The organism is Syntrophobacterales bacterium (assembly GCA_031274925.1).
GTDB lineage: Bacteria > Desulfobacterota > Syntrophorhabdia > Syntrophorhabdales > Syntrophorhabdaceae > PNOM01.
In genome coordinates this window covers 23946-43728 of record JAISPL010000042.1, presented here as the reverse complement: position 1 = coordinate 43728, position 19783 = coordinate 23946, and the positions used below count along the sequence as shown (strand labels likewise).

The window sequence follows — 19783 nt, the reverse complement described above, 5'->3', positions numbered from 1 at the left end:
ACCGCTGACGTCAGGGTGGTCTTTCCATGATCTATGTGTCCAATGGTTCCTATGTTTACATGGGGTTTCGTTCTTTCAAACTTTTTCTTAGCCATATAGAACCTCCGTTACTGTTTTTTTGGAGCCCACGACCGGGATTGAACCGGTGACCACCTCCTTACCAAGGAGGTGCTCTACCACTGAGCTACGCGGGCAAATGAGCGGATCAAGCTTCAACCCACCCTGTTTTTTGGAGCGGGAAACGGGACTCGAACCCGCGACCCTCAGCTTGGAAGGCTGATGCTCTAACCAACTGAGCTACTCCCGCCTTCTTTAATTCCATCTTCGACCCCCGGCGAATCACATAAACTCACGCTGTCCTGCCGGGGACTTTCTTCTGCGACACATAGCTACAATAAACATATATAGCCTGCGGTGAAGCCGTTTTCTGACCTTTCACCTTAAGGCTCTTTGATACACATTATGGTGGAGAGGGGAGGGATCGAACCTCCGAAGTCTGAGACAACAGATTTACAGTCTGCCCCCTTTGGCCGCTCGGGAACCTCTCCATGAGCTGGTGATGGGACTCGAACCCGCAACCTGCTGATTACAAATCAGCTGCTCTGCCGATTGAGCTACACCAGCGAAATTATAATTACAGTACAAATTTTCCGCAAAAACAACAATAGATTATAAACCAAATCCTCTCATATGTCAAGAGATTCGTGGCCCGCCATCCTTATGGGCACGGCTGGTCTTTCGATACTAATATCTACTCGTCACCAGTTTTAATCATATTCACTCAACGGTTTTTTTCAGCTCAATTACCTGTAATACGCGAAGGAAATAAGCTTTTTACCGGTTAGCCTGCCATAAGACATAAGTTTCCGTGGCAAATGTAACAGACTGAGTGTATTGAGTCAAGAAAAAAGAGAATACTCCATCCTTTTTCCTACCTGGTCAGCGTTGCAGTTACCTCTTTGGGGCGGGAGGAACCAGGGGTCTTTACATAATTTACCGTTATGGCGGAATCCGTGGTCTTGATATCTTTGATGTGTCTGCATCCGGAATCGTCGCTGTCTATTTTGTGGTGCCTTCCCCCTCAAAAAGATACAGAGCGCTTTCCTGTGTGGTAAAGGCGTGACCCGAACTCATTATTATAGAGGCCTTTTCGAAGTCTCCTGATCTCATATGCGGGAACCCGTTCCCATGGAGGATTGAGAAGGAGACTCGCGAATACGATATTCAAATCCTTCGGGTAAGAGCATTGCGTCAGCGGCGGCAGGAAACAATACGGCGGCCTTAAGGACCAGCGGATTCCTGTGAACAGAATTTATAAGACTGTCTGAATACTTTATCTGCGCCAAAACCATGGCGACGCTCCGAAATTTATCAGCGCCCGCCAGGCTGGCATAAACCACGGGCAGCGGTCTGCATTCAAACGAGCTGCACTCAGTGGTCAAGCCGTCGTCTCTGGTCTCGCACATGCAACAATCCGTGCCTGCTCCGTATGGACCTTCGGCTCCGTATAGACCTAATGGCAACACGGTGAACAAAAACATTGAAATAAGCGCTATTCTACCCATATCAATATCCTCCATTTAGGACCAGGTCTCTCATTATTCTTTTCTGCGGCGACTTTTTTGCCTGCTCCTTTAAGGTTTACAAAGACTATATAGCCTATGGCAGATTGCCTCCAAGCCGGTCTGCCATGTGGATACTTCCGGCTATGCAATGAATGCCCGTGCACTGTCAAATATGTTCGGGAGACGGTCTGCCATGTGGATACTTCCGGGCTACACCGCTGTTTGAGCGCCATGAAGCGGCTTTTCCCTAGTTCTTCTTCGCAGGATAGCTGTTCACGGCCATAATGGGTTTGATAACGGCATATACCGTAATATTGAACTTAATGCCTTAGTTTTCAAGCCACTGGAGTCCTTCCAGTGGCTATACCTGGGATTATGGTCGGGGCGACTGGATTTGAACCAGCGACCTCTTGCTCCCAAGGCAAGCGCGCTAAACCATGCTGCGCCACGCCCCGTTTCTAATGATGAATCGTAGCGTAGCATATATGCCCGTTATTTTGCAACAACAGCGCACAAAGGCAGTAAAAAAATAATCAAAATAGCAAGCACGGACGAATGGAATCGGGAAGTACAGGGAGGCATAGATTGTAAAGAGAATTGTAAAACAGGAGAATTTCGGGTAAACTAATGGCCATGCCTAAGGTCCTGATCATTGACGATGAAAAAAATGTACGCGAAAGCCTCTCTTCCATCCTGTCTGATGAAGGTTTTCAGGTATTGAAGGCCGTCGACGGCACAGAAGGGCTTTCCGTGTTCGAAAAGGAAAAACCAGAAGTCATATTCCTCGACATCTGGATGCCCGGGATGGACGGCCTTGAGGCGCTGAAACTGATAAGAGAGAAGGACAAAGACGCCAAAGTAATCGTCATGTCCGGGCACGGCACAATATCTACCGCAGTCGAGGCGGTAAAGCTTGGCGCTTATGACTTCCTCGAAAAACCTCTCTCCATTGACAAGGTCCTTGAAGTGATCCTGCGGAGTCTGGCAGGAGAGTACAAACCGGAAAGTCCGTCGAACGATGTGGGGCTCAAGATATCGAAAGGCCAGAATATACGTGCCCAGAAAACAATCGGAAAGAGCATCGTCGTATATGGCACAGGCCTCTTCTCAGGCGTAAAGACAGGCATGATACTCCTTCCCATGCCCGAGAATTCAGGCATAGTCTTTGAGCACATACCCGACGGCGAGCGCATACACGGATATATTGACTATGTCTATTCCGTGGGATTCTCCTCATCGGTCAAAGGAAAAACTTGCATTATAAAGACAATTGAGCACCTCCTTGCCACGCTCCACATGTACGGGATTACCAACCTCCTCGTAAAGGTGAGCGAAGAGATTCCTATTTTTGACGGATCCGCCATTGAGATATGCAAGAAGATAGAGGAGGCGGGCGTTTTGGAGCAGCGGGAAGGACTGGACCCTGTCGCCATACGTGAAAAAATCGTGCTACCGAATCTGAGTAATTCCCAATATCTGTCCATTGAACCGTCCGATGTATTCGAAATCGATTATACCTTGGAACAGGGGAAACCCATCGGGACACAAAGGTACCATTTCACAGGAGACACGGCCGATTTTGTGAGGGATATCGCTCCTGCACGAACGTTCGGTTTTATAAAGGATTTCGGACGCCTGGCTAAAATAGGCCAGGGGGGCAGAATCGACAACGTTATGGCGAATGTGATAATCTTAAGCGACGATGGAGTGGTGAATACGAAGTTAAGGTTCGAGGATGAATTTGTAAGACATAAGATACTGGATGTCATTGGCGACACATACCTCCTCAACCGTCCGATAATCGGGAAAATATCGGCAAAACAGACCGGGCACCTGGAGAATATCGCCCTGATGAGAGAGCTTAAGAAACTGTTTTATCAAGAACAAAAATAGAAAATACGCCGCGTCATGAATGCCGTTCCTTATGCCTTTTCTTTAGCACGCAAGCGTGGCTTTGGTCACCTAGGGTGCGCTAACCTCATCGCCAGCAAGGACATGATCAAGGCGCTTCGCTCAACAGGAGTGATAGAGCGCGGGCAACTCTTCCTAGCTGGTTGCAACTTCGAGGTCTTGGCCGCCATCTCAGGCGGTTGGAGCAGGTGTAACGCTGGCTCCCATGTGGGTGTCCAACCTGTCCTTAGGTGTGGATTTGTCCCTTAAAACATCTGGCCCCGTGTACATTCTTTGAGTATGGCATCCAATCGTATGACAGCTACAATTCTTCTCCAAAGGTATACAGAAAAACCCTGCGGACATCCAGAAATTCCAAGGGGGGGGAAATATAATGCAATAATAAATCGCTTATACCCTAATTATCTCCCGCTAAATATATACCAAGTTCATCTTGTCTGGAAAAAGTGAAAGGCTACAATCACGAGGGCATGATTGATAGTTCCGTCTTTCAGAAGAGAGGGGATTTTTGATACGGGTACAAGCTCTACTTCAATATCCTCGTCAGGATCAAGGTTCATCTCCGAAACTTTCCTCACACCTTCTATGAGGTAAGTATGGCAAAGGTTATTGAAAACAGCCGGGTTGGGGTTTGTCGATCCAAGGTACGTAACCCGCTCCCCGCGATAGCCCGTCTCCTCAAGAAGTTCACGGCGTGCAGCGTCCTCTGGGTCGGATTCATCCACAAGACCGCCTGGTATTTCAAGGGTAATCTTCTTTGAACCGTGCCGCCACTGACGGATCATGACGATCTCCCCATTATCCGTAACAGGGATCACGTTAACCCAGTCATTCGTATCTATTACGTAAAAAGAACCTTTATTATCCGTTCTTGGGGACCGGGACTGTTCGGCCTTGATTCTGAACAACCCGTAGTCACGATCTATCTTTGATTCCAGAAGCTCCCATTCTTTGAGCATATCTATCCTGACAAAAAACTACCATAGAATATCCTTTGTTTTCAACTGATAAGGGACAGATAAAGATCAAGTTCCCGCGCCCACACACCGCCCGGTCAATTACCGGACATCCCAAAAAACCCCGTTCTAAATGCAATCAAGCAGGGGGTATGGAAATATCAACTATTACAGGTCTCCTCCGGACGGTCCGTCTTGTGGCTCTGCCACTACCGCACATTAAAGATGGTAACTTATTCGGAATGTTAGCGGCATACAAAAGAAAAGCAGGACATAAGATTGACAAGTACCTCGCAAAAGTAATATTTATAGGGTCATACGGAGAAAAATAGACGGGGGCAAATCGAGGCGATATTGGAAGACAGGACTTTGAATTATCTTTCTCTGGAATCCCGTGCTTCAGGGATTCATGGACCGATAATTTCCGTGGGCATCATGGATCGTCAGGATAGCGTGACAGGCAGCCTGAACGGTTGTTTTAAGTACGGCGGCGGGTCCTGTATCGTCTCCGGGGCGTTTAAGGCCTATTCTGATTCCGGACAGATTGTCCTCCTGGGCGAACAGGGCAGGGAGGTAATCCGTGCACCATCCTTAGCTCTCGTTGACCGCAATGAAGCAACTTTCACCCTCTTTAATGTCACAATAGGCAGTCGTTTTCACTGGGAGAGGACGGAAAACCAAGTATTTCGTGGCGGCCTGATTCTAAAACCCCGCTCCGACGGAAAAATCACGGCTATAAACGAGACAAGTCTTGAGAATTACCTGGAAAGCGTAATTTCATCAGAGATGAATGGGGCGGCGCCATCTGAGTTCCTGAAAGCTCACGCCATAATCTCCAGAAGCTGGCTCATGACGGCGCTCAACCGAAAAGATGCCGCAAAGGAAACGACTATGGCGCCGGCCAGGAAAATTGAAAGACCGGAAGAGATAATCCGATGGTACGAGCAGGAGGACCATGACCTTTTCGATGTCTGCGCCGATGATCATTGCCAGAGGTATCAAGGGGTAACAAAAATCGTTTCCGGAGATGCCACGCAATCTGTACATGAAACTTCGGGAACAGTACTGATCCACGACGGCGGTATTTGTGATGCCAGATATTCCAAGGCGTGCGGAGGGATCACGGAAGAATTCGGAACAGCATGGGACATAAAGACCGTCCCTTACCTTGCAGGCATCTCCGATGCAGCGGTTCACCATCCTCCGCTTCGTACGGAAGAAGAAGCGAGACACTGGATACTTTCAGAGCAGAAGGCTTACTGCAATGTCAAAGACGCCGGGCTTCTCATGAAAATACTCCCCGATTTCGACCGTGAGACAAAAGGGTTTTTCCGGTGGACAGTCGCCTATTCCCGCACGGAGCTTGAGCAGATACTTAAGGAAAAATCGGGAATCGACTTTGGAACCCTTAAGGAGATAAGGCCTCTTGACCGCGGACCTTCAGGGCGGATATTCCGTCTCATGATATCCGGCTCCAAGCGAAGCATCGTGGTGGGAAAAGAACTGGAGATAAGACGCTGGCTCTCGAAAAGTCATCTTTACAGCAGCGCGTTTATCGTGACTGCCGGGCGGAATCCTTCGGGAGAAATCACCGGTTTCGTCTTTCAGGGGGCAGGTTGGGGACACGGCGTGGGCCTGTGTCAGATCGGAGCCGCCGCGATGGCGGTAAAAGGGTTCTCCGCGGCAGAAATTCTCCGCCACTATTTCCCGGGGGCAGAGATACGGAAGATATATTGAACACGGATATTCATATTACCAGGGACGTGGTGTCATGAGAAAGCGGAGACTCAAAACCGCTTTCATCCTTGGCGCCGGGTTGGGGATCCGCCTGAGGCCGCTCACCGAGCACTGCCCGAAACCGCTTCTCCCGGTGGGTGGCCGCCCGGCAATTACTTACGCCATGGACCATCTCCTTGAAGCCGGCGTGGACCGCTTCATCATCAATACCCATCATTGTCCCAATGTGTACCTTGAGAAGTTTCCCGACAAAAAATGGCGCGGTTTTCCTATTATTTTCCGTCACGAGGCCATTCTTCTCGACACAGCAGGCGGCCTCAAGAATATAGAGGACCTCATAGATAACGACGAGGCCATCCTCTGCTATAATGGCGATGTAATAAGCGGGATGCCTGTCCGGAGACTCATGGACGCGCACGAAGCGAGAAGGCCGGAGGCCACGCTGGCGCTGAGAAGCAGCGGTCCCCTCCTAAATGTGAATATCAATTCCCGCAAAGAGGTGTGTGACCTTCGCCACACCATCGGGCACGCAGGAGATCAAAGCTGCCAATTCAGCGGGATCTATGCAGTGGAGACGTCGCTACTCCAGCATATCGAAGCACGCAAAGCAGGGTCAATCATCCCGATACTCGTAAAGAGGATCGTTAAAGAGCCTGGCTCGGTCATGGGGATCATTATCGACGAGGGAGAATGGCACGACATCGGCTCCATCGCTCAATATGAAAGCCTGAAGGCTAAAGATGACATATGACAGTCCGTGACCATTTAATCAAATTCGCGGAGGAGACTCTGGGAGAAGCAGGGTCCGCCGCCATGGAATTAACCCTGCTTACCGCCAGGGGATCTGACCGCAGCTTCTTTAGGCTGAAAGCGGAAACTTCAACCTATATACTGATCCGGTACGACCCCGCACGAATGGAGAATTCATACTATGCGGCCATCACCGAATTCCTCCGCGATATAGGGCTTCCTGTTCCCCGCCTGATCCGTCACGATCCGGAAAACCACCTCATGCTCATGGAGGACATGGGACAGGCCGACCTTTGGTCCTTTCGCCACGACCCGTGGGAGACAAGAGAAACCCTTTATAAGAAGACCCTTGCCGTGGTATACAGGCTCCATTCGTTCCCTGAAAAAGCGTTTCCCATCGGCCGTGTGAGGCTCATGGATGAATTCAATCCCCGCCTCTACCAATGGGAGCGGGACTATTTCAAAGAAAATTTTGTGACCGGCGCGTGCGGGATTGAGCTTGAGCAAACATTTGCCGATGAACTGGAAATGGAACTTTCCGCCCTTGCAGGACGGCTCTCTGCAACGACACACTGTCTCGTGCACCGGGATTTTCAATCACAGAACGTGATGATCCGAGACGGAGAACCCTATCTCATTGATTATCAGGGAATGAGGTTCGGAAGTCCCTTCTATGATCTCGGGTCACTGCTCTTAGACCCTTACGTCTCCCTGCTGGAGGAAGAGATTGAGGAGCTTCTCGATTTTTATTACGAATTATCGGAATGGAACATAGACCGGACCAGCTTTACTGATCTTTTTTGGGACGCATCTGCGGAACGGCTTATGCAGGCCTTGGGCGCATACGGATTTTTAGGTATAAAAAAAGGGCTCGCGCCGTTTTTTGCGCACATTCCGGCAGGAATTATGAACCTTCGCCGCGCCGCATCAAACGCATCTATGCTGCCCCGCCTCAGAGAACTCGTCGATTTATGCCGGACGGCATGGATTTCATCCCACAGCTACACTCCTCCACTACCATGAACTCCCCCTTAATGCCCATTGGCAGGCTGTCCACCGGGTTAGTCTTGGAGGGCAAATTTGCATGTTACCTTTACTTTTGGATTGACCACGGATGCCATGTTTCCGCAATACACCTTAGGGGTGGGACAGCGCGCAAAAATACTCACGATAAATACCCACATATATTGATATCTATTTTGAAAGCTTTTTCCATTTTGAACCACCCCTCCGCGTACGGGCTAGAGTCGCGCAGCGCGTACAGAAATGGCGGTGCCAGGTCTTTGACTCATCCGCGCACGGGCACCTATAGACCGCCACACCGAGCCTATTTTGGGCGCCCTCCCCTCACGAGTACATTTCATGAGGACATGGGCTGAATTACAACATTATCTATCCTTATGTCATGATTTCATGTGCGCCGCCTATGGACAGAAGCTATGAAGCGCAAACAGCTCCTGGCCAATTGCCCATACCCCAGCCCTACCATTGTTCCTTTCCCAGACGGCCAACCTCACCTTTCAGCCGCCAGAGCACAAGCAGGCCAGGAAGGGCAGTCACGGTGGTAATAAAAAAGAAGGGGGCCCATCCGAGGTAATTGACAACATATCCGGAAAAAGGGGAGATAAAGACTCTTCCCAGAGCGGAAAAGGACGAAAGAAGGGCAAACTGGGTAGCGCTGTAACGCTTGTTGCATACTGCCATGATAAATGCCATGAAAGCGGCCATGCCCATACCACCGGCTATATTTTCGAAGGCCACCGCGAAAATAAACATGGGGTAACTCTTGCCGGTCCAGACTATAGCCATGAAAGAAAGGTTAGAGACCATCTGGAGGATACCGAAAATCATGAGAGACCGAAAAAGGCCGATACGTACCAGCATGGCCCCTCCGTACATGGCCCCCAGAATTGTGGCGGCAAATCCAAGGACCTTATTGATAGTGCCTACCTCGGTCGCGGTAAACCCCACGCCCCTCAGGAGAAAGGTTGTGGTCATGCTTCCCGCATAGGCATCGCCCAATTTATATAGCATGATGAAGAGTACGATCATTAGGGCCATGGGCCGGTAAAAAAAATCTTTCAAAGGCCCCCACACAGCCTCCTTGAAGCTCCGTGGAGGCGCTATCTTTCCGTCAGGCTCCGGCCCAGCCAAGGTCCCCGCCATACCCAACACAAGCAGTCCAGCCATAATAAGATAGGTGCATCGCCACCCTATCCGGTCGGACATGATGAGGGCGATGGCGCCTGCAGTGAGCATGGCTACCCTGTATCCCGCTATGAATGTGGCCGACCCCGGTCCTCGTTCCCGTTCAGAAAGCAGGTCAGTCCGGTAGGCGTCAATCACAATATCCTGAGATGCGGAGGTAAATGCTACCAGGAGAGCAAGGGCGGCAATGGCGGCAGGTGAGTATTGGGGGGAAGAAAACGCCATCCACGTGATGCCGGCCATGAGAACAACCTGGGCGGAGATTATCCATCCCCGCCGTCTTCCGAGCCACGGCAGGACGAAACGGTCCATAAGGGGCGACCAGATGAATTTTACCGTATAGGGGATACCCACAAGGGAAAAGATGCCTATAGTCCGGATGTCTACCCCGGCTATGGTAAGCCAAGCCTGTAAAGTGCCGCTTGAGAGAGAAAGAGGGAGCCCCGAGGAAAAACCAAGGAGCGCCATGACCACCATATTACGACTGCAGTATAATCTCAGGAAGGAGGGAATCCTCAATGCCGTCATTTCTGACGGCCCCTTTTGTCAGGTATATTGAGCGTAACCGGGAGTCGTCCTTCGAATCTTCTCTCCCCGATAACACATTTGAAGACCGCTTCCTGGGCAAAGCCGGTGGAATCGTAAGCTGCGATAAGGACATCTGCATCCTTAAACCGGCTGAGTACATGGGGGCTCCCGAAGGAAACAACCACGGAGGGAGATGTGGCCCGGATAAGACGTGAGAGCGACTTCATCGCGTCATTTCCTGAATCGGCGGCAGACAGTCCTTCGGATGCGGCATCCCCAAAAAGCAGGAACATTGCCGGCCTTTCTTTTGAGTGAAGGGGCCTGCCTGCATGAGACGCCTGCTTCACATAGGACCTGAGAGGCGACGCTTGAAAGTATGCTTCATCGCCAGCATATATAAGGGGAATGTTGTCAGATTCCCTGAGCGGGAAAAACCTGCCCTTCCCTTTAACTAAAGTGACTGCCATCTCGGATATTTCCCGCGACAGACACTCGTTCAGGACCTGATCGACTTTGATCCCGCTGGGCTCGGACTGCTGCGATTTTGCCGCTCCAATGCTGACAAGGGCCCTGTCTATCCATTCTTCGGCGATTCTCCCTTCCGTAACAGCAAAGGCGAGCTCCCTCACCACACCGTCAGGATCGTCCGAGACGATCAGGATATTCACGTCTTTTTCGAACCATCCGGCAGGCGTCCTTTCTTTCACATCATCAAAAACCACAGAAGCGGGATCGCACGGCAACTCCTGACAACCACCCAAAACAGCCCGACAGAAGACACGACGATCAGACAGACAGCTATTCTCATATACCAAAAGTCCGGCTTCCTCAAAGATACGGATAGATTCGGTCCGAATCCATGCCAGATTGCCGGCCTCTGAAGACCCCTCTTTGCAAATCACACCGCGGCAGCAGTCTGCCGCCAGAGATGCCGGAATGGCTGCCACATTCATGCCGCAGTCCATCGCCTCGCGGGCCATGGCATTTAGCACACATCTAAGCAAATTAAGATTCTCCGGTTTTTTGAGGTCAACTGCAGCGGCAAGCGCCATAAGCGATGGAAATTCGGTAAAACCTCTCATCCGCCCCATGGTACCATCCATCAATTTGCATGCAATGAAAAGAGGTGTTACCGTGAGAGCGCGGAGAGACGCCGCGAAGGATTTCAGGTTCGCTTTTGTGCCCCCTGAAAAAACAAAACCAGAGACACCCTTCCCCATCAAACCGGCGACATGGCTTTGATAAGACAGCTCACTGATACGATCGCCGTCCACTTCGGCAACGACAAGTTGATAAATTTTTTTTTCGAGTGTGGCTAAACCGGAAGAGACGCTGTGCAACATGAGAAGGTTAGTCTACCAGATAGGTATTTTTTGAACCAAAAACAGAAAAATTTTACCCCTGTTCGGGACCACGTGGTCAGCCCAGGCCCCCCAGATGCGGGGCGCTCTGGTGATCATCACGCATGTCTTTTTGATCTCAGGGATTTCAGCCTTCTCTTCTGGGCTTCACGCTGTTTTCTCCGGACTTTTTCGGAAGGTTTTTCGTAAAAACTTCTCTTCTTTATCTCCTTGAAAAGCCCTTCCATCTGGAGCTTGCGTTTTAAATCTTTGATTGCTTTTTCAATATTGTCGCCCTGAACCCTTATATCCAATCTTCTTACCCCTTTCTTTTCTTACCGTCTATGCTTTAAGTAAAACCCCAGAGCTTTTAAAGGCTCCAGGGTACCATTCACTTTAAAAGTCAGCGTTAAGATAATACAATTTGGCCCATAAGTAAAGATTAAAATTGAATATCTCTTTCCATTTCCGTGTAAGTTGTTTGGGCTGGTTTTCTTTTCAAAATCAATGGAAAGTTTAGAATATAAATTATCCGGCGTTCGTGCCCGGAGAGGATAAGGAAACAGAATGTCAGGCCGGTAAGCAATGCAGACAGAACTATGGCGGCCCGTCCTGAAGACGGTGACGACATACCCGTGGTCCTTTCCGTGACTGCACGCAAAGATCAAGGATCAATACGGCGCCGCCTCGCAGGTGACATCAAAACTGAGCGCGGCTTAAGCCGCCGCCCCCCCCCTTGAACACACCCTTAAGTCACCGGACCTTACAAAAACCAACTTGAAGCCGCCTCGCTTTGTTTCACCGGGCTTTTTTGGTATAATACTATCATGGATGATGTGCTTTCACGGTTAAGTAAGTGCGAGCTCTGCCCGAGACGGTGTAAGGCAAACAGATCGCAGGACGAACAGGGTTATTGCATGGTCGGGAATGAGATCCTCATTGCCCATTGCGGTCCCCACTTCGGCGAGGAACCTCCCATATCCGGTTCCAGAGGGTCAGGGAACATCTTCTTCTCTTCGTGCAATCTGAAGTGCATCTACTGCCAGAACTATCAGATCAGCCACCAGCGCACAGGAAATCGCTACGACATAGAAGGTCTCGTCGACATATTTTTCTCACTCGAAAGTCAGGGAGTCCACAATATAAATCTGGTGAGTCCCACGCCGTATATACCATTTATTGCCACCGCTATTAGAGAGGCGAAAGAGAAGGGCATCATGATACCTTTCCTTTACAACACGAACGCCTATGAGAATGTGGAGGCGCTTGAGCTCCTTAAGGGGCTTATAGATATCTATGTCCCTGATTTCAAGTACGCAAGCCACCGGATAGGGAAGCTTCTGTCCGATGCGCAGGAGTATCCCGCCTGGGCAAAGAAAGCTATCTTCGAAATGAAGGCGCAGGTGGGGAATCTAGCAATAAATGGCGGAATAGCATCAAAAGGTCTCCTCATCCGGCACCTTGTACTCCCCAACAGTCTCTCCGGTTCCAGGGAGGTAGTAGCGTGGATAAAAGACAAACTCGGCCCGGATACATATCTCAGTCTCATGGCGCAGTTCCTTCCACTCCACGAAGCCTCTATCTACCCCATGCTTGGCCGGATTATAACGAAGGATGAGTATAATCCCATTCTCGAACTCTTGAGTGAACACGGCTTCGAGAATGTTTTTGTACAGGAACTGGAGAGTGCGCCTCTCTACGTGCCCGATTTCCTGAAGGAAGAGCCTTTCCAGACTGAAGGCACGGGGCAAGGCGCGAGGCGAGTCGCCACAACGCTAATAGCATTTTAGCAAAGAATCAAACCAGCTGAGGTAAGGTGATTAACCCTTTTGAACATTACTAAATTGAATGAGGAGGTTTAACTGCAATGGAGATAAAAACGATAAAGATCGACATCCCTGAAGACCTGAACGTCGTGATAGGGCAGTCACATTTCGTAAAGACCGCCGAAGATATGTACGAGATCCTTGTGGGATCTTCGCCACAATTGAAGTTCGGAATTGCATTCTCGGAAGCAAGCGGTCCCTGTCTGGTAAGATACGAAGGGAACGATGAGGCCCTTATAAAGCGCGCCTGCGAGACTTCGCTGGCCCTATCCTGCGGCCACACCTTCGTCATCTTTCTGAAAGACGGCTTCCCCATAAACGTATTGAATGCCATTAAGGCATGCCATGAGGTCTGTCACGTATTCTGCGCCACTGCGAATCCCCTTGAAGTGATCGTCGCCGTAGGGGACGAGGGAGGCGGCATCCTAGGAGTGATTGACGGAGCACGGCCGAAAGGCGTGGAAAAAGAGGAAGATAAGAAGGCAAGGAAGGAACTCCTGCGCAAATTTAGATATAAGCTGTGATAGACATCACGGAATCGTAAATTGATGAAACAGTAATGATTTCCATAGCTTCTTTTAGTATTGATTGTAGGACCGGTTATATGGTATTTTTCAACTCGTATGAACGATTTTTACAGAATATCAAGTCTTCCGCCCTATACGTTAGCCATGGTAAAGGGTCTCCTTATAGAAGCAAAAAAATGTGGCGAGGACGTTATAGACCTTGATATGGCCAGTGAAAGGGAAAAACAGAAGGCAGCCATGTTTTTTGTATGGGCAAAAATACCTGAGGTATTAGAATCCATGGGGTTGATAGAATTCTCGAAGCTTCTGCTTCAGAATACAAGAGTTGCCTCGTCTCCAGGTATGGGCTTCGGAGAGTATGGTAAAGGATATGTCCGTTTCGCCCTGATGGAGAATGAACACAGACCAAAACAAGCTGTAAAAAGTATACGGAATCTTCCATACTCAGCAGAGAAAAAATGATCGGGGTCGGAATTATAGGCTTAGGTACCGTAGGTATTGGTACATATAAGATACTGAGAGAGCACAAATCCCTCATAAAACAAAGGACCGGAATTGATATTGAGGTGGTGAGGATTGCTGATATCGACATCGGGAGAGACAGGGGCATCCCTTTAGAGAAAGACCTTCTCACCCGTGACGCCAGGGAAGTAATCCAAGATGACCGTGTGGACATGGTCGTTGAACTTATGGGCGGGCTTGATCCTGCTCATAATTACATTACCGAGGCGCTGAACAGAAAGAAATGGGTAGTTACAGCCAATAAAGCTCTTCTCGCGGAGAGAGGCGCCGAGATTTTCAGCATCGCGAAAAAAGAGGGTTGCGAAGTCGGCTTCGAAGCTTCGGTCTGTGGTGGTATACCGGTTATAGGGGCCATCCGAAACAGTCTTGTGGGGAACAGACTGAGTCGTATTCTAGGAATACTGAACGGCACCTGCAATTATATCCTCACCCAAATGACCGATGAGGGAATATCCTTCGGAGAAGCTCTGAAACAGGCACAGGACAGCGGCTTTGCGGAGAAAGACCCAACCCTTGATATTGAGGGCATTGACGCGGCCCACAAATTATGTATCCTGATCCGCCTGGCGTTTCATTACCCCGTGGCCATGGAGGACATCACGACAGCTGGGATCTCGAAAATAGAGCCCATAGACATACAATTTGCGAGGGAATTCGGCTACAGAATAAAGCTCCTGGGAACCGGAAGAGAAGAAAACGGATTAATTGAGGCGCGGGTGGGGCCAGCAATGATCCCCTTGGCTCATCCCATGAGCAACGTAGGGGGCGTTTTTAATGCGGCCTATGTGATCGGCGATAAAGTCGGCCCTACCCTCTATTATGGACGGGGAGCAGGCAGTGATCCCACCGGCAGCGCTGTGGTAAGCGACATAGTAGATATGGCCCAGAGGCTCAAAGCTGGGACCCCGAGACTGGTAATGCCCCTTTGCGCCGGCGACAGACGCATGAGGACAAGCGAAGAATCGTCCTTTCCATGCTATATGAGATTTACCGTGGAAGACAGGCCAGGGGTGCTTTCCCGGATTTCCGGTATATTGGCAGAGTCCGATATCAGCATTTCCTCCGTTATTCAGAAAGAAGGGAAGAAGGAATCCGGCCATGTGTCTCTCGTTATTCTCACCCATGAGGCGGTCGAGAAAAATCTGAAGAAAGCCAGAGCTGAGATTGACATGCTTCCTTTTATAAAAGGGGAGAGCATACATATAGGGATTGAGGAAGGGAACTCATGAGAGTCCTCACCGGCCGTTATCGTATGGTTGTATGCCCTGCTGTCGAGAAAGAACATCCGGTGTTTGTCCGATGAAGTATGTAGTAATCATCGGAGACGGCATGGCCGATTTCCCCATCACAGAACTCCAAGGGAAAACACCACTCATGGTCGCCAGAAAACCTTATATGGATATGATGGCCAAAGGCGGGGTGTGTGGGAAAGTGGTTACCATCCCGGACGGCATGCTTCCCGGAAGCGATGTGGCGGGCATGTCCATTTTCGGATACAACCCATCCCTGTACTACACGGGTCGTGCGCCAATAGAGGCCGTGGGCATGGGTATCGCCATGGAGGACGAGGATGTGGCGTTTCGCTGCAACCTTGTACACCTTGAAGAAAGGTCGGGTAAGGTTCTGATGGGAGATTACGGCAGTGGCCACATCAGCACCGAAGAGGCACACCTTCTTGTCGATTTGCTAAACAAAGAGATCGGCTCGGATAAATTCAACTTCTTCCCGGGCGTGAGTTATCGGCATATCATGTTGTGGCGGAAGGGGTCCTATAATATGGATACTACGCCTCCACACGATATTACAGCCCAGGAGATCGTTGCCTATATGCCTAAAGGCGAGGGATCAGAGATTTTAACGAACATGATGGAAAGGTCCAGAAAAATATTATCCGCAAGCCCGGTGAACAAGGCAAGAGAGAAATCGGGGAAGGTCTCCGCCAACAGTATATGGCTGTGGGGTCAGGGGAAAAAATCCCACCTCCCCTCGTTCAAGGAGAAATATGGCCTCACTGGAGCCACCGTGGCGGCGGTAGACCTGATAAAAGGTATCAGTGGACTCGTGGGGTTTGAAGCGCCACTTGTAAATGGCGCCACAGGGTATCTGGACACCGATTATGGGGCAAAAGCGAGAAAGGCGCTTGAACTACTCAAGAATCACGATATCGTGTATATCCATGTGGAAGCGCCTGATGAGGCTTCTCATAACGGAAACATTAAAGAGAAAATAAAGGCTGTCGAGTTGATAGATCAGGAGATAGTGGGCAGGATTTTTGAAGAGACAGGCGACGGAGTGAAGTTCCTCATCGTGACAGACCATGCTACACCCATTTCGCTGAAGACACACCACGCATGTCCAGTGCCTTTTGCGATTTTCAACAAGAAGAGCAAGCAACCGGGCTGTCGGTTCGGATACGATGAAAGGACAGGAGATAAGGTACTAAACGGGGAAGAATTGATTGCTTTTTTCCTGAAAGGGCGAGATCTATGAGACAGAAATTCATATTCATCACGGGCGGTGTTGTTTCTTCCCTTGGCAAAGGGATCGCGTCGGCATCCATCGGAGCGCTTCTGGAAGCGAAAGGGCTCACAGTAACCCTTATCAAACTTGATCCATACATCAATGTCGATCCAGGGACAATGAATCCTTTTCAGCACGGAGAGGTCTTCGTCACGGACGACGGGACGGAAACAGACCTTGATCTGGGTCATTACGAGAGGTTCACCAATTCCGTCTCCTCAAAAAGGAACAATTTCACCACAGGGCAGGTCTACGAAACGGTAATCGTAAAGGAAAGAAAGGGCGAATACCTTGGCGGGACAGTCCAGGTTATTCCCCATATTACGGACGAGATAAAGAGAAGGATCCTGGATGTTGACGAGGGAATAGATGTGGCCCTTGTGGAGATCGGTGGCACGGTGGGAGATATTGAGAGCCTCCCATTTCTCGAGGCGATAAGGCAGCTACGGAACGATCTGGGAAAAGAGAACTCCCTGTTCGTTCATCTCACCCTGGTCCCTTTTATTAAAACAGCGGACGAGATGAAGACAAAACCGACCCAACACAGCGTGAAAGAACTGAGAGCGATAGGTATCCAACCAGACATCCTCCTTTGCAGGACAGAGAAGTTCCTCTCCCAGGGCCTTAAGGACAAAATATCCCTTTTCTGCAATGTGGATACTGACGCGGTCATCACCGCCAAAGACGTTGATGTCGTATACGAAGTGCCACTGGTATACAACCAGCAGGGCTTGGACGAGAAGATCACGAATATGCTTAATATCTGGGCTAAGAAACCTGATCTGTCCCAGTGGGTAAACATAGTCGAGACCATAAAGAATCCCAAGAAGCAGGTTGATATCGCCGTTGTGGGCAAATATGTGAAGCTTATCGATTCATACAAAAGCCTCAATGAAGCCCTGGTCCATGGGGGTATTGCGAATAGCTGCAAGGTAAATGTCCATTATATTGATTCCGAGGAGCTTGAGCACGGACCGACAACACATTTTGACGATGTGGACGGCATATTGGTTCCAGGAGGATTCGGCGACAGAGGGATAGAGGGCAAGATCAATGCAATCCATTACGCTCGGGTAAACAAGATCCCTTATTTCGGCCTCTGTCTCGGAATGCAACTTGCCGTGATTGAGATCGGAAGAAACCTTGCTGGCATGAAGCACGCCCACAGTACGGAGTTTGACGAGGAAACCACATGCCCGCTCATATACCTCATTGAGGAGTGGGTCGACCGGAAAAACAAAACCCAGAAAAGGGACAAGTTCTCGGATATGGGGGGCACCATGAGACTAGGGGCTTACCCATGCGAGCTGAAACCGGGAAGTCTCGCTTTCAAGGCTTACAACCAGAATTTGATTCACGAGCGACACAGGCACCGGTACGAGTTCAATATGACCTACCTTGAGGAATTGGAAAAGTGTGGCATGAACGTGACAGGTCTGTCGCCTGACAGGGTATTCGTAGAGATCATTGAATTTAAAGGCCATCCATGGTTTTTAGCGTGTCAATTCCACCCTGAATTCAAGTCAAAACCCTTGAGCCCCCATCCTCTTTTCAGGGATTTTATCAAAGCCTCCCTGAAAAGGAGACAAGACAAACAGAAATGGAAAAAGAAGTCAGAATAGGAGACATACGTGTCGGGTCAAGACCCTTCATATTTATTGGTGGTCCCTGCGTAATTGAGGGGAGAGATATCACCTTGCGCCACGCAGAGAAACTCGCAAAACTCACCCAAAATCTCCATCTGCCTTTTATTTTTAAATCGTCATATGATAAGGCGAACAGAACCTCGGTTCAGAGCTTCAGAGGGCCTGGCCTTGAAGAAGGGCTTACGATCCTTAGAGAGGTGAAAGAGCAAGTAGGCATTCCGGTCCTCACGGATGTCCACTCGGTAGAAGAGGTCAGCGCTGCGAGCGAAGTGGTGGATGTGCTTCAAGTGCCGGCTCTCCTTTCAAGACAGACGGACCTTATCGTCGCATGCGGCAAGACCGGTAAACCTGTCAACATAAAGAAGGGGCAATTCATTTCTCCTTCGGACATGAAGTATACGATAGGAAAGGTGGAATCCACTGGAAATACACGTATTCTCCTTACAGAGAGAGGCACATCTTTCGGATATAACACGCTTGTGAATGATTTCAGGGCCATTCCCATCATGAAAGGACTTGGTTATCCGGTAATTTTCGATGCGACCCACAGCGTCCAGAAACCACAGGCAATGGACGGTTGCTCGGGCGGAGAAAGACAGTTTATATTTCCCTTGGCGAAGGCAGCCGTTGCGGTCGGGGTTGACGGCATATTCATGGAGGTCCACGAGGACCCATCAATTGCCCGTTGTGATGGAGAAAATTCCATTGCCCTCACGGATCTTCCCCATATTCTAAGAACACTTAAGAACATTGAGGAGGCATTATGACCACTCCTCTGGATACAGGAAAGGAAGTTTTAAGGAAAGAGGCGAAAGCGATACTCCAGGTAATGGAGGCTCTCGATGAGACGTTCGACAGAGCCGTAGATGCAATCCATGCGTGTAGAGGCCGAGTTGTGGTCCTCGGTGTGGGAAAATCGGGACTCATATGCAAAAAAATTGCTTCCACCCTTTCGAGCGTGGGTACGCCCGCGGTCTTTTTACACCCCGGCGATTCCCTCCACGGTGACCTGGGTATGCTCCAGAGGGAAGATGTGCTTCTCATCGTGAGCAATAGCGGCGAGACGGAGGAAGTGGTAAAGATCCTCCCTTGGATAAAGAGAATGGATCTTGAAACGATAGTGGTGACTGGAAACGCCAATTCAACAATCGCGAACTGTGCCAATATAATTCTGAACGTAAAGGTTGACGAGGCATGCCCGTACAATGTTGTGCCGACATCTAGCACCACCGCAGCACTGGCCCTAGGAGACGCAGTCGCAGTAGCATTGATGCAAAAGAATGAATTCAAGCTTGAAGATTTCGCCTCTCTCCACCCCGGCGGGTCATTAGGGAAAAAATTGCTTCTTAAGGTGGGAGATCTTATGCATACTGGGGAAGCTGTTCCTAGAGTACATCAGGACAGCCTCATGAAGGACGTGATTCTTGAGATTACCTCAAAGCGGCTCGGGGTTGCCGGCGTAGTAAACGGAAACGGCGATCTCGTGGGCGTCATTACGGATGGCGACCTGAGAAGAGCAATCGAGAGATATGACAACCTGCTCTCTAAAAAGGCGAATGATGTGATGACCGGCAAACCAAAAGGGATAAAAGAGGATGCCCTGGCTGCATATGCACTGAAAAAGATGGAGGAATTTTCTATCACATCTCTCTTCGTTGTCGAAAAAGACCGGGAGAGAAAACCCATCGGGATCATCCATATCCATGACCTCCTGAGGGTAAAAATAGTATAGACCGCCGGATGGCTT

Annotated in this window: 19 protein-coding genes and 5 tRNA genes; 13 read left to right on the top strand and 11 right to left on the bottom strand. The window is 49.7% G+C overall.

The window, feature by feature from the left end; genetic code table 11:
- The 7 genes from LBQ00_07750 to LBQ00_07720 form a co-directional block, all read right to left on the bottom strand.
- On the bottom strand, positions 1–95 hold a 95-nt coding region (locus tag LBQ00_07750; GenBank protein MDR2018742.1), incomplete at its 3' end, for a hypothetical protein.
- A 24-nt stretch (positions 96–119) separates the two neighbouring features.
- Positions 120–194: transfer RNA gene (locus tag LBQ00_07745), tRNA-Thr, on the bottom strand.
- A 36-nt stretch (positions 195–230) separates the two neighbouring features.
- Positions 231–307 (bottom strand) — tRNA-Gly (locus LBQ00_07740).
- A 156-nt stretch (positions 308–463) separates the two neighbouring features.
- Positions 464–548: transfer RNA gene (locus LBQ00_07735), tRNA-Tyr, on the bottom strand.
- A gap of 3 nt (positions 549–551) precedes the next feature.
- Positions 552–624: transfer RNA gene (locus LBQ00_07730), tRNA-Thr, on the bottom strand.
- Between the two features lie 542 nt (positions 625–1166).
- Complete coding sequence (locus tag LBQ00_07725; GenBank protein ID MDR2018741.1) at positions 1167–1565, bottom strand: hypothetical protein; 399 nt, start codon at positions 1563–1565, stop codon at positions 1167–1169.
- Positions 1566–1941: 376 nt separating this feature from the next.
- Positions 1942–2020 (bottom strand) — tRNA-Pro (locus tag LBQ00_07720).
- 172 nt (positions 2021–2192) lie between these two features.
- On the opposite strand from LBQ00_07720, the gene lpxC reads away from it, so the two are divergent.
- Positions 2193–3458, top strand: coding sequence for a UDP-3-O-acyl-N-acetylglucosamine deacetylase (gene lpxC, locus LBQ00_07715; protein ID MDR2018740.1), 1266 nt, complete (start codon positions 2193–2195; stop codon positions 3456–3458).
- Between the two features lie 446 nt (positions 3459–3904).
- Here the strand turns inward: lpxC and LBQ00_07710 are convergent, their stop codons facing one another.
- On the bottom strand, positions 3905–4435 hold the full coding sequence (locus tag LBQ00_07710) for an NUDIX hydrolase (protein ID MDR2018739.1): 531 nt from the start codon (positions 4433–4435) through the stop codon (positions 3905–3907).
- A gap of 149 nt (positions 4436–4584) precedes the next feature.
- Between LBQ00_07710 and LBQ00_07705 the strand changes: the two genes are divergently transcribed.
- The 4 genes from LBQ00_07705 to LBQ00_07690 are packed head-to-tail and all read left to right on the top strand — an operon-like array spanning position 4585 to position 7942.
- A complete protein-coding gene (locus tag LBQ00_07705) occupies positions 4585–4764 on the top strand; it encodes a hypothetical protein (protein MDR2018738.1) in 180 nt (59 codons plus the stop codon).
- A gap of 22 nt (positions 4765–4786) precedes the next feature.
- Positions 4787–6169, top strand: a complete 1383-nt coding sequence (locus LBQ00_07700; protein MDR2018737.1) for a SpoIID/LytB domain-containing protein — start codon at positions 4787–4789, stop codon at positions 6167–6169.
- Positions 6170–6203: 34 nt separating this feature from the next.
- Positions 6204–6920, top strand: coding sequence for an NTP transferase domain-containing protein (locus tag LBQ00_07695; GenBank protein ID MDR2018736.1), 717 nt, complete (start codon positions 6204–6206; stop codon positions 6918–6920).
- Positions 6917–7942 carry a phosphotransferase gene (locus tag LBQ00_07690; protein ID MDR2018735.1) on the top strand — a complete coding sequence of 342 codons (1026 nt, stop codon included), beginning with the start codon at positions 6917–6919 and terminating at the stop codon, positions 7940–7942. The genes LBQ00_07695 and LBQ00_07690 overlap by 4 nt, the downstream gene beginning before the upstream one ends.
- 459 nt (positions 7943–8401) lie before the next feature.
- On the opposite strand, the gene LBQ00_07685 is transcribed toward LBQ00_07690, so the two are convergent.
- The 3 genes from LBQ00_07685 to rpsU form a co-directional block, all read right to left on the bottom strand.
- Positions 8402–9655, bottom strand: coding sequence for an MFS transporter (locus tag LBQ00_07685; protein MDR2018734.1), 1254 nt, complete (start codon positions 9653–9655; stop codon positions 8402–8404).
- The gene (locus tag LBQ00_07680; protein ID MDR2018733.1) at positions 9652–10998 is read right to left on the bottom strand and encodes a hypothetical protein; all 1347 of its coding nucleotides are present in this window, start codon (positions 10996–10998) and stop codon (positions 9652–9654) included. Before LBQ00_07680 ends, LBQ00_07685 begins: the two co-directional genes overlap by 4 nt.
- Positions 10999–11114: 116 nt before the next feature.
- On the bottom strand, positions 11115–11309 hold the full coding sequence (gene rpsU / locus LBQ00_07675) for a 30S ribosomal protein S21 (GenBank protein ID MDR2018732.1): 195 nt from the start codon (positions 11307–11309) through the stop codon (positions 11115–11117).
- A gap of 603 nt (positions 11310–11912) precedes the next feature.
- On the opposite strand from rpsU, the gene LBQ00_07670 reads away from it, so the two are divergent.
- The 8 genes from LBQ00_07670 (at position 11913) to LBQ00_07635 (ending at position 19768) form a co-directional block, all read left to right on the top strand.
- Positions 11913–12785 (top strand): radical SAM protein, encoded by an 873-nt coding sequence (locus LBQ00_07670; GenBank protein ID MDR2018731.1) that lies wholly within the window; start codon positions 11913–11915, stop codon positions 12783–12785.
- A 77-nt stretch (positions 12786–12862) separates the two neighbouring features.
- A complete protein-coding gene (locus LBQ00_07665) occupies positions 12863–13345 on the top strand; it encodes an adenosine-specific kinase (GenBank protein MDR2018730.1) in 483 nt (160 codons plus the stop codon).
- A 99-nt stretch (positions 13346–13444) separates the two neighbouring features.
- Positions 13445–13810, top strand: a complete 366-nt coding sequence (locus LBQ00_07660; GenBank protein MDR2018729.1) for a hypothetical protein — start codon at positions 13445–13447, stop codon at positions 13808–13810.
- Positions 13807–15099 carry a homoserine dehydrogenase gene (locus LBQ00_07655; protein MDR2018728.1) on the top strand — a complete coding sequence of 431 codons (1293 nt, stop codon included), beginning with the start codon at positions 13807–13809 and terminating at the stop codon, positions 15097–15099. Before LBQ00_07660 ends, LBQ00_07655 begins: the two co-directional genes overlap by 4 nt.
- Positions 15100–15169: 70 nt before the next feature.
- Positions 15170–16360, top strand: coding sequence for a cofactor-independent phosphoglycerate mutase (locus tag LBQ00_07650; protein MDR2018727.1), 1191 nt, complete (start codon positions 15170–15172; stop codon positions 16358–16360).
- On the top strand, positions 16357–18012 hold the full coding sequence (locus LBQ00_07645; protein ID MDR2018726.1) for a CTP synthase: 1656 nt from the start codon (positions 16357–16359) through the stop codon (positions 18010–18012). Before LBQ00_07650 ends, LBQ00_07645 begins: the two co-directional genes overlap by 4 nt.
- Positions 17991–18803 (top strand): 3-deoxy-8-phosphooctulonate synthase, encoded by an 813-nt coding sequence (kdsA, locus tag LBQ00_07640; GenBank protein MDR2018725.1) that lies wholly within the window; start codon positions 17991–17993, stop codon positions 18801–18803. Before LBQ00_07645 ends, kdsA begins: the two co-directional genes overlap by 22 nt.
- Entirely contained in the window at positions 18800–19768 is a 969-nt protein-coding gene (locus LBQ00_07635; GenBank protein MDR2018724.1) for a KpsF/GutQ family sugar-phosphate isomerase, read from the top strand. Before kdsA ends, LBQ00_07635 begins: the two co-directional genes overlap by 4 nt.
- The last annotated feature ends 15 nt before the right edge of the window (positions 19769–19783 follow it).